The sequence below is a fragment of the Entomoplasma ellychniae genome (assembly GCF_002930155.1).
GTDB classification, from domain to species: Bacteria; Bacillota_I; Bacilli_A; order Mycoplasmatales; family Mycoplasmataceae; genus Entomoplasma; species Entomoplasma ellychniae.
Genome location: NZ_PHND01000001.1, coordinates 361,637 through 375,158 on the forward strand (window position 1 = coordinate 361,637; position 13,522 = coordinate 375,158).

Consider the following 13,522-nt stretch of genomic DNA (forward strand, 5'->3'; position numbering starts at 1 on the left):
ATTGCTATTTTTTCATTGTTAAGGTTTTTTCAATTAAATCAATTATAATTTTATTGTACAACTAGTAACTAAATATAATCCCGAAAGAAAGAGGGAGTATTCACATAAGTGAGTACTCCTTTTTCTAATTTAGAAAGCAGGTTCTAATGAATAGAAAACAAAATAACATTTTCAAAGTAATAAGATTTTATGATCCCAACAACTCAAAACAAAGATTGACAAACTATTATCGCGGCAAAAAAGGTTCTAAAAATATTACTTATATCGATTACATAACAAGAAAACAAGCATGTATTTTAAAAGCACTTCCTGAAAAAGCTTTGCAAGAAAATAGAGAGTTAAATGAATTCATGTTAGAAAGCAGGAGTGAGTGAAGACAGAAATGATTAAACAAAGGAGTGAGTGAAGAATTTTTAAAAGCTAGTGAAAATATATTTGATGATGAAAAGTATTCAAAGTATGGTTGAAACTTTAAAACAAAATTATTTAATTCATTAAATGAAGCAGGCCATTTTCAAAATTCTGATTTTATAGCTAGAGAATCTACAATCTTTAATTTAACACAAGAAACTGAACAAGAAATGTTAAAAGAACTTTTGGAAATAGATAGAGAACGCTCAAGAAGACAAAAGAGTATTGAAGAATATAAAAAAGTGCAATGAGGAACTGGACTTTATACTAATCAGGCACATTTCAAAACTAAAGGTAGTTATATTTTTGGTGAGTTGTCAAAACAAGAAGTTCAAAATTTAAAAAATGAATTTTTAAATATGAGGAATAACAATGATAGGTTAATGTGAGATACTGTTTTATCTTTTGATACAGAATTTGCTGAAGATAACAATATTTTGGTTCCTGAAGTAATTGGAAAACTCATAAGTAAAAATATTGATCAATTATTTATTGAAAACAATTTAGACCCTAAAAGAATGAGTTGGGGATTTTCTATGCATGGAAATACATCTAATCCACACGCTCATTTATTTTTTTATGAAAATGAACCTAACAGAAATGGTGAATGAAAATTCAAGGGAAATTTAAACCAAGAATCTATGAAGTATTTTTATCAAAGAATTGAATTAAATGCTCAAACTAATGAACTAAGTTACCAAAAAATGAGAGTTTTAGAATTAGAAACCAAAGCCTTAATTTCTGAAGAAATAAGTGGACAATTCTTTTTATCTAAACATCAACAATTCTTGATTCATAAACAAATTAAAAAAATAGATGAATTAAGTTTAAAAATTAAAGATTTAGAACTTAATTTTAGAAAAAGATATTTATCTGAACAGCTAACTGTTAAAGAAAAACAAAATCATAATAAAAATATAAAATCAATGAAAAATAATTTAATTAATAACATAAATTTAATTCATGAAAGCCATTCTAAAAATAAACTAAAACAATTTTTTGAAAGAAGAACTAATTTAACAGAAATTGAAAAGCAAATCGCAAAAAAGGTAGATTCCAATATGTTGTTTCTCAATAAAATTAACACTTGAGAAAAACTTAAATGTTCAATGGTAAAAACCCAAAAATTATTAAATCATGAACACATAAGTTGATTTGAAACAATGAAAACTTATAGAACTAAAAAGGGCTCAACATTAAGTTTTAACACATTAAATGATGAAGGAAAGATCGAAGCTATATCATATGTTGAAAATATAATAAAGCAGTCTAAAAATGGTACGTTAATGCTTCAAAACATCCAAAGTAAAGTTGATGATATTTCGCATGAACTAACAAAAGTTCTTCTAAAGAAAATTGATGATAATGATACCAAAACCATTCAAACATTAAAAACAATAGATGCTCTCGATAAATTAAATTTAAAAATAAATTCACAAAGTTTATATAATAATTTATCTGAAAATAATTTAACAAAAGAACAAAAAGAAACTTTAATTTTTAATGAAGTGAAAAACTCACTAATGAATGGCGAAAATGGTTATTATTCAAAACATGTTAATGTGTTATTTAATGAAATTTATAATCAAAATTTTCAACTAGGAATCAAAAAGGAATTCAAAGAAAATAAATTTTTGACTCAAAACGTCTCTAAAATATCTAATTCGATTAGCGATGCTTTTAAACTGGGTTCTAGACAAGCAGCATATGAATTTGAAAATGAAATGAAAAGACTGAAAATGAAAGCTGAAAATGAAATTGAAAAATATGAAAGAGAAAGGATTAGGATATAAAAATGTTAATTCCAATATATACTTTAATCTCTATTAATTTTTGTTTAATAGTTTGGCTTGTTATCGATTATTTTAAAAATTTAAAAAAATACCAAAAATTAATTAAAGAAAAACAGTTTGACACTATAAAAGTTTTAAAAAACAAAAAGAAAAAATCTAGAAAGACAATTTATTTATCTATGTCTTTTATATATATAGTATGTAGTGTTTTGTTAATTATGAATGGAGGTTTTTAAATGAAACTGCAATTATGAAATAAAATAATTAAAAGATTTTTCTTGTGACAATTATTATTGGCTATTCCAATAGCTATTTTAATTTGATTTTGTATAACAGCATTACTTGGTGCTATGAGTTCTAAAACCCCTTTTAACTTATTTTTTGTGTTAACTGGAAAGTTTAATTTGATGTGACCTATTTTTATTGGAGTGATGATTTTTGTTTTGATGTTATTTTTAAATTGAGCATTAGCTATCACAATATATTCAAAATTTTGAAGAAGCGGGTATAGACAACATATTGACACAAAAGATATAACAGCTAGTAAGTTAGTTATTGATGATCGAAATATTATTGATGATGAACCTAAATGAAAAACTCAAAATGGCTCTATTTATGACATAAAGGTCAAACAATCAAAAGATTCTATGCAAAATTTTAATGAGAGTCTACAAATTGAATTAAACAAATTGAAATCAGGATTTGTTGTTCGCAATGTTTGAGATGCAAAAGCTAAAGTATTAAACACTTCAGCTGCAAGTGATGTTAATGGTTTTGTTCTTGGTGATCCTGGGTCAGGTAAAACTGCTGGAATTATCTTGCCAACAATAATTTATAACATTAAATTAAAAAATAAATCATCTATGATTATAAACGATCCAAAAGGAGAGTTATACCAAAAAACGTCCAAAACTTTTATTGAAAATGGTTATGAAGTTAAAACCTTTAATTTGCAAGAACCAAATAAATCTGATGCATGAAATCCTCTGACTTCTATTTTTGAAATTTGACAAAAATATTTACATCCAACAAGTGAAATTGACAATTCAAGAAAATTAGGTCAAGTTAGTGAACCAAAAGCAATGATACAATCCCATTGCAACTTAGCTAGGTGTTACACGCACTTCTCGTTAAGTTGTAAAGAATGTATTGAAAACTTAGTGAATGACCACTACATCGAATCTAATCCAAACTGATATATAGGATTTATTAAAATAACAAATGAAAATAAAAATGAAAGCTTCGATGTTTATTTTTCATCCCAAAGTGAGATGGAAAATTGAATTACTCAAGAAAAAAGAAAACTAAAGGGTGAAACTTTTGGTCAAATTGCTGAATTAGCAAGTTCTTTATATACTACTCCAGATCCGAAAAATGAATTCTTTTATTCTGCAGCTAGAGAATTTTTTGAAGGAACTTTACAATTTATGTTAGCCTTGAATGCTAAATATCCAAAAATGGTAACTATAGATAATTTTAACTTAAAATCAATTAGAAAAATTTTATCTAATAAAAACAAGTTTTTTGAAAAAATATCTCAACACTCATATGATGTAGAAAAAGCTCAAAAACTTTTAATAGAAATTAAAAACCAAAATAAGAGTTCAAAAAAAGTTCAAGAACTTGAAAGTTTTATTTCTAAAAATACATTGTCTGAAAATGACTGACAAACTAGATTAGCTGATGTTACAATTACATTTAAAAAAGACCCTGGTAATGTTGAAAATTGATGAAAGACATTAACTAATGATTTAATTATTTTTGACAACATTGAATTAGAAAACATAATCTGTCAGAATACAATAAACGTCGAAGACGCGATTAAAAAACCAACAGTTATATTTTTAATAGTGCCAGACAACAAAAAAGCCTATGTTTCACTTGTTTCACTATTTGTTGGGCAAATTTATGCAGAACTTATTTCAATTGCTTCTAAACGTGCTAATTTGGCTCTTGAGCGTAAAGTTTTATTTATTCTTGAAGAATTTGGTTCAATGAATAAAATAGATCAGTTTATCTCAGCATTTTCAATTTGTAGAAGTAGAAATATAAATATTTTAATTTGTCTTCAAAAAGAAAGTCAATTGACTGAGAAATATGGAATAAACAATACCAAATCAATTTTAGGTAACTGTCAATTAAATTATTTTGTTTCTTCAACGGAGAGAGACGATTATGAAAAATACTCAAAATCTTTTGGGATAAGAGCAGAATTAAAAAGAAGCTACAATACTAGAGATAATGAAGCAAGTGAATCTTTAGATAAAACTGCTTTAATATCAGCAGATGAACTTCAACAATTACCAAAACCTTTAGTAGCTATTTTGTTAAATGATAAAAAATACATTTCATATTTATTACCTTCTTGAATTGGTGAAAACGAGTATATTGATTATTATGGTAAAAAAGTTTATGATCACTCACCAATTGAAAACAATTTTATTAAAAAGAAAACTATGTTATATTCTGAAAAATATGAAATAGATTTGTGAAATGAATTAAAAAATATCATTAAGCAAACAGAAGAACAACAAATTGGTAAAACAAAACCCGAAGTTAAAATAATGGTTGATGAAAATTCTAATATTACCAAAGTAAAAGAAATTCACGTTTTGGATGATAGAAATTTAACAGAACTAATTGAACAGTTAAATGATTTAAGAAACCAAAATAATATAACACCTGAAATTAGACGTAAAATAGTAGAATTAAGAGCTGCTATAATAAAAAAACAACGCATTAATAATTAAGTAACTTTAAACACCAAATTTTGGTGTTTTTTATTTAAAAGTTTAATTTGTTTACAAAAATGTAAACATTTTTTTATATTTGTAAACACTTTTTGTGTTAGGTTGTGATATTATTTATAAATAAATAATATTAAAAGCAGTTGTATTTTGAACTTTTGTTTACACCTCTTATCTTGCTTCCACCTTTTTACTCAAAAAATGAGCATGAAATGCTACATTTTTAGTAAAATCCATGGGATTTAAGGTGGTAATGGTGGGATAAAGGTAAGAATTATTAAAATTGTTTACAAATTTACTAAGAACAACTGAGCACCAATAAATATCAAAATGTATTAGATTTTGAATAAAATAAAGTATATAGTTAATTATAGAAAGAGCTACTTTTAAAATATATGTAGCAAAGTGTGAAAAATATGAAAAAAATTCTAAGTATTATTGCTGCATTTAGTTTAACTGTTACTTCAAGCTTTGCTGTTGTTGCTTGTAATAAACAAATTAAAATAGTAGACATAAAGAGATCTGTTAGTCATATTCAAAATAAGACTGATATAAATGAAGTTAACCAAGAGTTAATAAAAGTTAAAGTTGATGGTGTTAAAAAAATTGAGGCTTTTGAAATTGAAAATAATGAAACTGATGTAACAATAAAGATTAGTGTTGTCGAAGGCAGAAAAATTGATAGTGATAATTTTGTTTTGACTAAAGCTATAGCTGATAAAGCAATTGATAATCCAATTGTTCCAGATGGTGAATATGAAATGAGCTTTGAAGAATATATAAAAAACTTTTCAGTAACAACAGGTGCTGAACAAGAATTTCACGGTGATTGAAATATTGATTATTTTGATTTAACAAAAAACCAAGGTGAATGATATGGTAAAACAAATAAAGAATTAAAGCAATGATACATTGATAATCAGAACTCTTTTTGAACTTGAGATAAAGCAATTGCACAATCTATTACAGGGCTTAGTACCAAATGATATGATTATTTTTTAGATAAAGATTTATTTCCAGAAGGTTTTGCTTTTATTGATAATTTATTAAATTTTGAATCGTCTGATTTCTTTGATACACCTAAATCCTTAGATACACCATCAATGCTAAACGGAAAACAAGTAACTGAAGTTGATGGATATTATGAAGTTTCTATGACTACTAAAGCAGTAAATTATTTAAAAGAAGCTAATCAAAAACAATTATTAAAAAATTTTAATATAGATAGTGAAGATAGTGAAACTGTTAATGAATTTAATGAAGGGTTTAATATAGTTGGATCAATAAAAATAAATTTTATAATATTTAGATAAAAAAACAACACAAGAACAATTTTATGTGTTAACATTAATTTATCAAAGAAAATTAAACTTTGAATTCAAGTCTCGCATGCAAATGCAGGAAAAAAGGAACCTTTTTGGTTCTTTTTTTGTATAATTCTAAATATAGGGTCTAATAATATTAAATAATTCCCGAAAGAAAGAGGGAGTATTCACATAAGTGAGTACTCCTTTTTCTAATTTAGAAAGCAGGTAATTAAATGTTGAAGGAAAAAGAAATTTGATTAGGCTATTCTGAAAGTCCAGGAGATTACTCTGATAATGATTTGAAATTAAAACACTGAAGACCACTTTTGATCACGAAAGTTTATTCTGGCACAAGTTTAATTAGAGTAACAGAAGCATCAACAAAATTGAAACAAAAATATATAATTGATGTAGTGTTAAGTTCTGGACAAGTTTTTCAATTTGATAAGGGTTCAAGTTACATAATTGATGCTAAAAGTTTAAAACAAAAGTTGAAACCGCTTATTGGTCCCGCTTTTGATAAAAAGTATAAATATATAAAAAGATCGTCAAATTATTCGTTTAATAAAATTAAAAATAAAGTTAATTTTGAAAAAATGATTTTATCAGGTGAGTATAATAACTTATCTACTGAAGAACAAGACAAACAAAGAATATGAAAACAATTTTCTTTAGAAGAACAAGAAAATAGAATGATCAGAAAAATAGAAAGAGAAGAAAAGTTAAAATTAATGCAAGAAAATAAACAATTTCAAATTATTAAAAAAAGTAAGAGGCACAACCGATAGTTTTAATAGAACTTTAACTAAATTAACTACAAAGTATGTAGTTTTTTTGTACTTATAATAAAATTGGTGTATTTATTAAAGGAGTGTTTTATATGTTATTTAACTGTCGAGAAGAATTTGCAAAAATTCTAAAAACAAAAAAACTTGAACTTGAAAGACTTGATTATGAATTGCTAATAAAGAGAGATAAAAGAAGATATAAATTGATAAGGTTAGCTAAAAGATGTATTGTTAGTGAATTTGGATATTTAAAAATAAATAGAAGGGTTTATTTTGATAATTTTGATAAAAAGTATGTGAAGTTGTTAGATGTTCACTTAAATTTAAATAAATACGTTAAGATTGATCCTGATTTAAAAGCAAAAATAGAAGATCAATTAGGTAGTGGTAAAAAATATAAAGACATTATAGACATGTTTCCCAATGCTCACTTATCATTGATGACAATTTCAAGAATATTTAAATCTGTTGAAAATGACAAAAAAAGAAATGAAGTTACTAAAAAAGTTTTATTAAAAAATAATCAAGTAGTTTATATTTTTGTTGATGATGCTTTTTTAAATGTAGATCGATTTAGGTCTAAAAAAAGGTGAAAATATAACAGAGGAAAGGACACTAAAGTTAGGGTTATTTCTTTTTGTACTGGTTATGATAAAAAAACATTAAATCTTAAACGAAAGAAATTAGCCAATAAAAGAAATACTTTTTTAATTGGAAAAAATGAAAACATTTCTACTGAAGCTTTATCATTTAAAATTTATGAATTAGGGTGTAATTTTTATGAAAATTTTGATAATGCTCATTTAGTCGTTGGTGGTGATGGTGCTACTTGAATAAAAAATCTAGCTAATTATTTAGAAGCTGACTATATATTAGATCGATATCATGCTGTTAGGGAATTAAAGAAAGTCTTCTTAAATAATTCTATAAAGAATTCTGAAACATTATTCAAAACAGCTTTAAGTTATTTTTACAAAGGAATGTATGAAGAACTTATACAAATTTTAGAAATTTTTGCATGTAATTCGATATTAAAATATTTTAAAAATAACGTCAAAGGAATTGAAAACCAAAATAAAACTTGAAATATTGGTGTGAGTGCTGAATCTGTTGTTTCTGGACTTGTTAAAAGTACTCTTGGTTATGGTTCTAAGATATTTTCTTTTAAAGTTATAAAAAACATATTAAATGCTAGAAATTTCAATTTAAACAATAATTTAGGTTTTTAAGTTATATGAATATGCTCTAAAATCAATTTTAACACTTTTTTTTCAAACAAAAATAAATTTTTTGTATAGAAGTAAGGCAAAGAACCAAAAGTGCCCTAAAACAAGAAAAAAACATAATCATAAACGCATTTATTATTTTTGCGTTAATTTTACTTGTTTTTTAAAAAAATAGAGTTATGATTGAATTAACATTTGAAATAATTGTGATAATTGCTTAGTTGAGTCCTCCTACAAAAAAGTTATGCACCCTTTAATTAATGGAGTATTTCATAGTAAAAACTTTATTGTTGGTTCAACATTATTATTTGAAAGAGCCGTAATCATCATACTAGCTACCAAAGGAAGACAAGCAGCTAAAAATGAGCCCATTATGCAACTTAATATAAGAAAAGTGAATAAAATCTTATTACTTTTTGCAGTCACACCCACAAGTTTTAAAAATTTACCTAATTTTTTTCATGAAAATTCTAAAGTTTTATCAAAACCATATTTATTCAATTCTTTCTTTTTTCCATTACTCATTAAGTTCTACCCCCTTTCAAGCTTTTTTAGAATTTCCAGCATCATATAAATTTTTAAAATGTCCATCTATTTTTTTAAGTTCATTGAATGATCCTCTTTGAACTATTCCTTCTTTAGGAGCTAACACTAAAATTTCATCTACATTCTTAATTGTTGAAAGTCTATGCGCTATAGTAACACTTGTTCGGCCTTTCATCAACTCATTTAACTTTGCTTGAATTTCTTCTTCTACAATATTATCTAATGCTGAGGTTGCTTCATCTAATATTAAAATTTTTGGGTTTTTTAAAAACATTCTAGCAATAACAAGTCTTTGCTTTTGACCACCAGATAACATAAATCCACGCTCACCCAAAATAGTGTCGTATCCATCAGGCCAACTCATTATTAAGTCATGGAGTTCTGCTTTTTTACAAGCTTTTATAATATCTTTATTTGTAGCATTAAATCTTCCATATCTTACATTATCATAAACATCGCCCAAGAAAATGGCTGGTTCTTGCTCTACATAACCCACAAGATCTAAATATGAAGAAAGCTTAACATCTTTTAAATTTATATCATCATTGATAATAACCATTCCAATTGTAGGATCATAAAATCTTAATAGCAATCTTGCTATTGTTGATTTACCAGAACCAGTTCCACCAACAAAAGCATATGATTTACCATTTTCAAAAACAAAATCAAATTTTGGTAAAATAAGTTCAGTTGGTTTTTCTGGATATGCAAAAGCTACATCTTTAAAAACAATGTTACCTTTTATGTCAGAAATTATAATTCCTTCTTCATCATCAAAGTGATTATTAAATCTTGGAGTTTGGTTTAAAATCTCACCAACTCTTTTTGAAGCAACGTTAGATTGAGTTAAACCTACAAGTATTCTTAAAAGAGACATCATAGGGCCAATCATTAGCGAAGATGCTGGAACCATACCAACCAAAACACTTATTATTTTCTCAGGATGATCTCTGTATAAAATAACACAAGCTACAATCATTGATGATTCTATAGCATTAATAGTTATATATAAAAGTGTGATGATTGTTGACTGATAAAAATTTAAAGCTGAACCTTTTTCATAGTAAGCTTTATGTTTTTCAATAAATCTTGCTTCTTCATATCTTGTAGTTCCTGAAGCTTTTATTAATTTAACATTACTTATTCTATCAGTTACATCACCATTAACTTCAGTAACAACTTTTCTTGCTGCATACGCTTTTGGTTTTATTGGAAAAAACAAAATTACAAATATAATGCCTAATGATACAAATATCAAAATTAAAATTAAAGTCATTCAAACATCGATAAAAAACATAACAGATATAGATGCTATTGTTACTAAAATACCATTTAAGAAAGTAACTGGAATAATTCCTGTTTGTTCACCAATGATTTGAGTATCAGAAATTACTTTAGTAAGAATTTCCCCAATCTTTTTGTCAGAATAATAAGACATGTCCATTGATATTAATTTTTTATTTAAATCATTTCTTAAATCTACTTCAATTTTTTTACCTAGCATACCTGCTGTTCATTGCGAAACAAACATTGAAAAAGCCATTGCTATAAGCGCAACTATCTGTACAGTTATTACTATTCATAATTTAATTCCTCAATAACCTTCTTCTACAGTTATTGGGATTGAAAGGCTAGATTTTGCAGCTAACAATGTTTGTTGCATAAGAATAGGTGAAGTTGCTGAAGATATAGCAAAAATAATAACAGAAGTTATCAATAAAAATGTTCACATTTTATTTTTTTTCATGTAGTTTAATACTAATTTTAAATATGATAATTCTTTTTTACCTTTTTCACTTTCGAATTCTTCTTCAATGTCTGTTCTTGATAACCATCTTTTTACTCTTGCTTGAGGTGTTGATGATTGTGTTATATGCTCACTATCAAGTCTTTCTTGCTCTTGTTTATCGATTTCCATAAAAACCTCTTTTCTTGTTTTTTATTCAATATATTTTAACACTTTTTTTACATAAAAATAAACCACAGGCGTGGTTTTTTTAAATTTGATTTAAAATGTCAAATCCTGAATCAATTAAAGACGCATTTTGTTTAATTAACCAATTACTTTTTTGTGTTTTGTCGTTTATTGGTTGGGGTATTGCAAATATTTTTTTGTTGTTTGAAATATTATTTGCTATAAAAGAATTTATAGATTCAAAATTATTTGTTTCTAATACAACAATAGCTTTTGACAAACCATCTACAATTTTATAATTGCTTGAAATTTCATTGGTGTATATATTAAATAATGAAGAATTTTGATGCTCACTTATAATCAAATAATCTGCTTGGTCTAAATCTTTTTTTATTATTTTTGATTTTGTTAAAAAAGTATTTAGTGGAAGTTGAGTTGTTATGATTATTTTACCATTCATTTCTATAACTTTATCAACTATAAATTCTTGTAATGGTTGATCACCAGAAATTACAATAGTTCTTTTTTCTAAAATAAGATCTGAAATTATTTTTATGACAGCTACTTTGTTGTAACTGTTAACAACTTCTCCACCAATAAAACCAATATTTTGATGATAATTATGTAACAACGAGATGCTTCCTTTAAAGTATAAAACAAAACTTGGCTCTTGAACTTGTTTTAGTGAATTTGGATATAAAGGATTAATAATGCTGATAAAGTTGTCACTTATTGTATTTGGTATTTTTATAAGATCCTTTGCTTCTATTTTTTCTTTTTCATCTAAAGCTTTATAAATAAGTTTTCAATTTGCTTGATATTTTAATGAAAAGTATAATAAAACATTATCCATTTTAACTTAAATATAAGACTCTATTTGCATAAATTTCATTAAATATACTTGTGCTGTCTTTTCCCTTTGATGAATGTATTTTGCCCTCAATCCCAATAATTGCTTGATCATGTAAAGAAAACTCATCCTCAATAACTGTAGATCAAGCTTTAACATTAATTAAGTCGTCTTCTTTATGGTATGTTTTATTTTTTGACTTATTAGGAACTCTAACAATAAACTTATAAAGTTTTGAATTCCCATCTTTTGAAGTATATGCAACTTCAGCATCGCCTTCAATTTGTCCAATAATATTTACTAGATTCATATTCACCTCTTTTTCTTGCAGCTTTTGCTGTCATTTTATTATTAAAGAAAAAAATTATTTTAGAGAACCCAAAATAATTTTTACTGGTTTATAACTTAATCTATGAATTGGTGTAACACCATTTTTAAAAAGTAAATTTTGATGCATTTTAGTACAATACCCTTTATGATTTGCAAAACCATAATTTGGATATTTTATATCATAATCAATCATTATTTGATCTCTTGTAACTTTTGCCAATATACTAGCTGCAGCAATACTTTGGCTTTTATCATCGCCTTTAATAAAAGGCAAACAAACATAATTATCAATTTTAACTTTTTCAGCATCAATTAAGCATACATCAGGCTTTGGACTTAGTTTTAATATGCTTTCTTTCATTCCATTAATACTTGCTTGCTTAGGATTGATACTATCAACAATATCATTTGATATAACTGAAATGTAATAAGAAACAGCATTTTTTTTAATTTCATTAAATAAAAAAATTCTTGATTTTTTGCTAAGTTTTTTTGAATCTTGTATTAACGGATTGGCATAGTCACTTGGTAGTATTACACTAGCAACAACTATAGGACCAGCCATAGCTCCTCTTCCAGCTTCATCACTACCACTAATCAAAGTTGTATGATAAGTTTTTTGAATATCTAAATCAAATTCAATTCTTGATTTGTCTATCATAAATCTGTAATATCCATATGTTTTTTTTCATTATCTGATTTTGCTATTTTTTCAATTTCTTTTGGAACAGCTTCTAAGACTTTTTCAAAAGAAATTCTTCCAAACTTTTGATCAATAACACATTGCATAAAATGAGAAATAACTCTATTGTAATCTAACAAATCTTCACTGATATATCATTTTTTTGATTTTCCAATTAATTCAAACAAGATTATTGTTTCACTTATTTGAATTGGTCTTTGCAATTTGGGAGATATTTTAAAGTAGGTTTCAATAACATTTTCATATGAATTAAATACATATTGCATTATTTTCCCAGCAACTCTTTCTTGAGGATAGATACCTTGTTTTATAGAATTAATTGCACATATATTTGTAGCCACTTGTTCAGAGTCTAATTTTGCAGGTAAGATACCAGGTGTATCTAAAAGCGAGATAAATTTTGATAAATGAATAATTTGTATTCCTCTTGTCAAACCTGGTTTATTTCCAACTTTAACATTTTTATTCTTAACAATTCTATTAATTAAAGTTGATTTTCCAACATTTGGTATACCAATAACTAAAACATTAATTAAAGAATTTATCATTCCTTTATTTTTATCTTTTAATTGTTTTTCTAAAGTAGCTTTGTTAATTACGTCGACTAAATCTTTGACAATGTTTTCATTTTTATTATCTAATATTAAAACTTCTCTTTTTTCTTTAGCAAAGTATTCTTTTCATTCTTGAGTAACTTTTGGGTCAGCAATGTCTGCTTTTGACATAATGAATAAAACAGGTTTATTTTTCAAAATTTTTGAAAAAGTTGTATTTCTTGATGAATATGGAGCTCTTGCATCTAAAACTTCAATAACTAAATCAACAACAGGTATTTTTGCTTCTATTGCTTTAAGGGTTTTGTTCATATGACCAGGAAATCAATTAAAATCTACTGCCATGTTTCCC

11 protein-coding genes are annotated in these 13,522 nt (G+C 25.7%); 5 read left to right on the forward strand and 6 right to left on the reverse strand.

Features of this window, described 5'->3' with window-relative positions; translation table 4 throughout:
* Positions 1–146: 146 nt before the first annotated feature.
* The 5 genes from EELLY_RS01590 (at position 147) to EELLY_RS01615 (ending at position 8,275) form a co-directional block, all read left to right on the forward strand.
* Positions 147–2,204 (forward strand): relaxase MobL, encoded by a 2,058-nt coding sequence (locus EELLY_RS01590; protein WP_104205500.1) that lies wholly within the window; start codon positions 147–149, stop codon positions 2,202–2,204.
* 236 nt (positions 2,205–2,440) lie between these two features.
* A complete protein-coding gene (locus EELLY_RS01600; RefSeq protein ID WP_104205498.1) occupies positions 2,441–4,954 on the forward strand; it encodes a type IV secretory system conjugative DNA transfer family protein in 2,514 nt (837 codons plus the stop codon).
* Positions 4,955–5,367: 413 nt separating this feature from the next.
* Entirely contained in the window at positions 5,368–6,264 is an 897-nt protein-coding gene (locus EELLY_RS01605; protein ID WP_104205497.1) for a lipoprotein, read from the forward strand.
* Between the two features lie 227 nt (positions 6,265–6,491).
* The gene (locus EELLY_RS01610) at positions 6,492–7,046 is read left to right on the forward strand and encodes a hypothetical protein (RefSeq protein WP_104205496.1); all 555 of its coding nucleotides are present in this window, start codon (positions 6,492–6,494) and stop codon (positions 7,044–7,046) included.
* Positions 7,047–7,138: 92 nt separating this feature from the next.
* The gene (locus EELLY_RS01615) at positions 7,139–8,275 is read left to right on the forward strand and encodes an Mbov_0401 family ICE element transposase-like protein (protein WP_104205495.1); all 1,137 of its coding nucleotides are present in this window, start codon (positions 7,139–7,141) and stop codon (positions 8,273–8,275) included.
* Positions 8,276–8,503: 228 nt separating this feature from the next.
* Here the strand turns inward: EELLY_RS01615 and EELLY_RS01620 are convergent, their stop codons facing one another.
* The 6 genes from EELLY_RS01620 to ylqF form a co-directional block, all read right to left on the reverse strand.
* Positions 8,504–8,797: a hypothetical protein gene (locus tag EELLY_RS01620; RefSeq protein ID WP_104205750.1), complete on the reverse strand. Its 294-nt coding sequence runs from the start codon at positions 8,795–8,797 to the stop codon at positions 8,504–8,506.
* On the reverse strand, positions 8,790–10,736 hold the full coding sequence (locus EELLY_RS01625) for an ABC transporter ATP-binding protein (RefSeq protein ID WP_104205751.1): 1,947 nt from the start codon (positions 10,734–10,736) through the stop codon (positions 8,790–8,792). Before EELLY_RS01625 ends, EELLY_RS01620 begins: the two co-directional genes overlap by 8 nt.
* A gap of 79 nt (positions 10,737–10,815) precedes the next feature.
* Positions 10,816–11,586 carry a DNA-processing protein DprA gene (locus EELLY_RS01630; RefSeq protein WP_104205752.1) on the reverse strand — a complete coding sequence of 257 codons (771 nt, stop codon included), beginning with the start codon at positions 11,584–11,586 and terminating at the stop codon, positions 10,816–10,818.
* Between the two features lies 1 nt (position 11,587).
* Positions 11,588–11,893: a single-stranded DNA-binding protein gene (locus tag EELLY_RS01635; protein WP_104205753.1), complete on the reverse strand. Its 306-nt coding sequence runs from the start codon at positions 11,891–11,893 to the stop codon at positions 11,588–11,590.
* Positions 11,894–11,947: 54 nt separating this feature from the next.
* Positions 11,948–12,574 (reverse strand): ribonuclease HII, encoded by a 627-nt coding sequence (gene rnhB / locus EELLY_RS01640; protein WP_104205754.1) that lies wholly within the window; start codon positions 12,572–12,574, stop codon positions 11,948–11,950.
* Positions 12,568–13,515: a ribosome biogenesis GTPase YlqF gene (gene ylqF / locus EELLY_RS01645; RefSeq protein WP_104205755.1), complete on the reverse strand. Its 948-nt coding sequence runs from the start codon at positions 13,513–13,515 to the stop codon at positions 12,568–12,570. Before ylqF ends, rnhB begins: the two co-directional genes overlap by 7 nt.
* Positions 13,516–13,522: the final 7 nt, after the last annotated feature.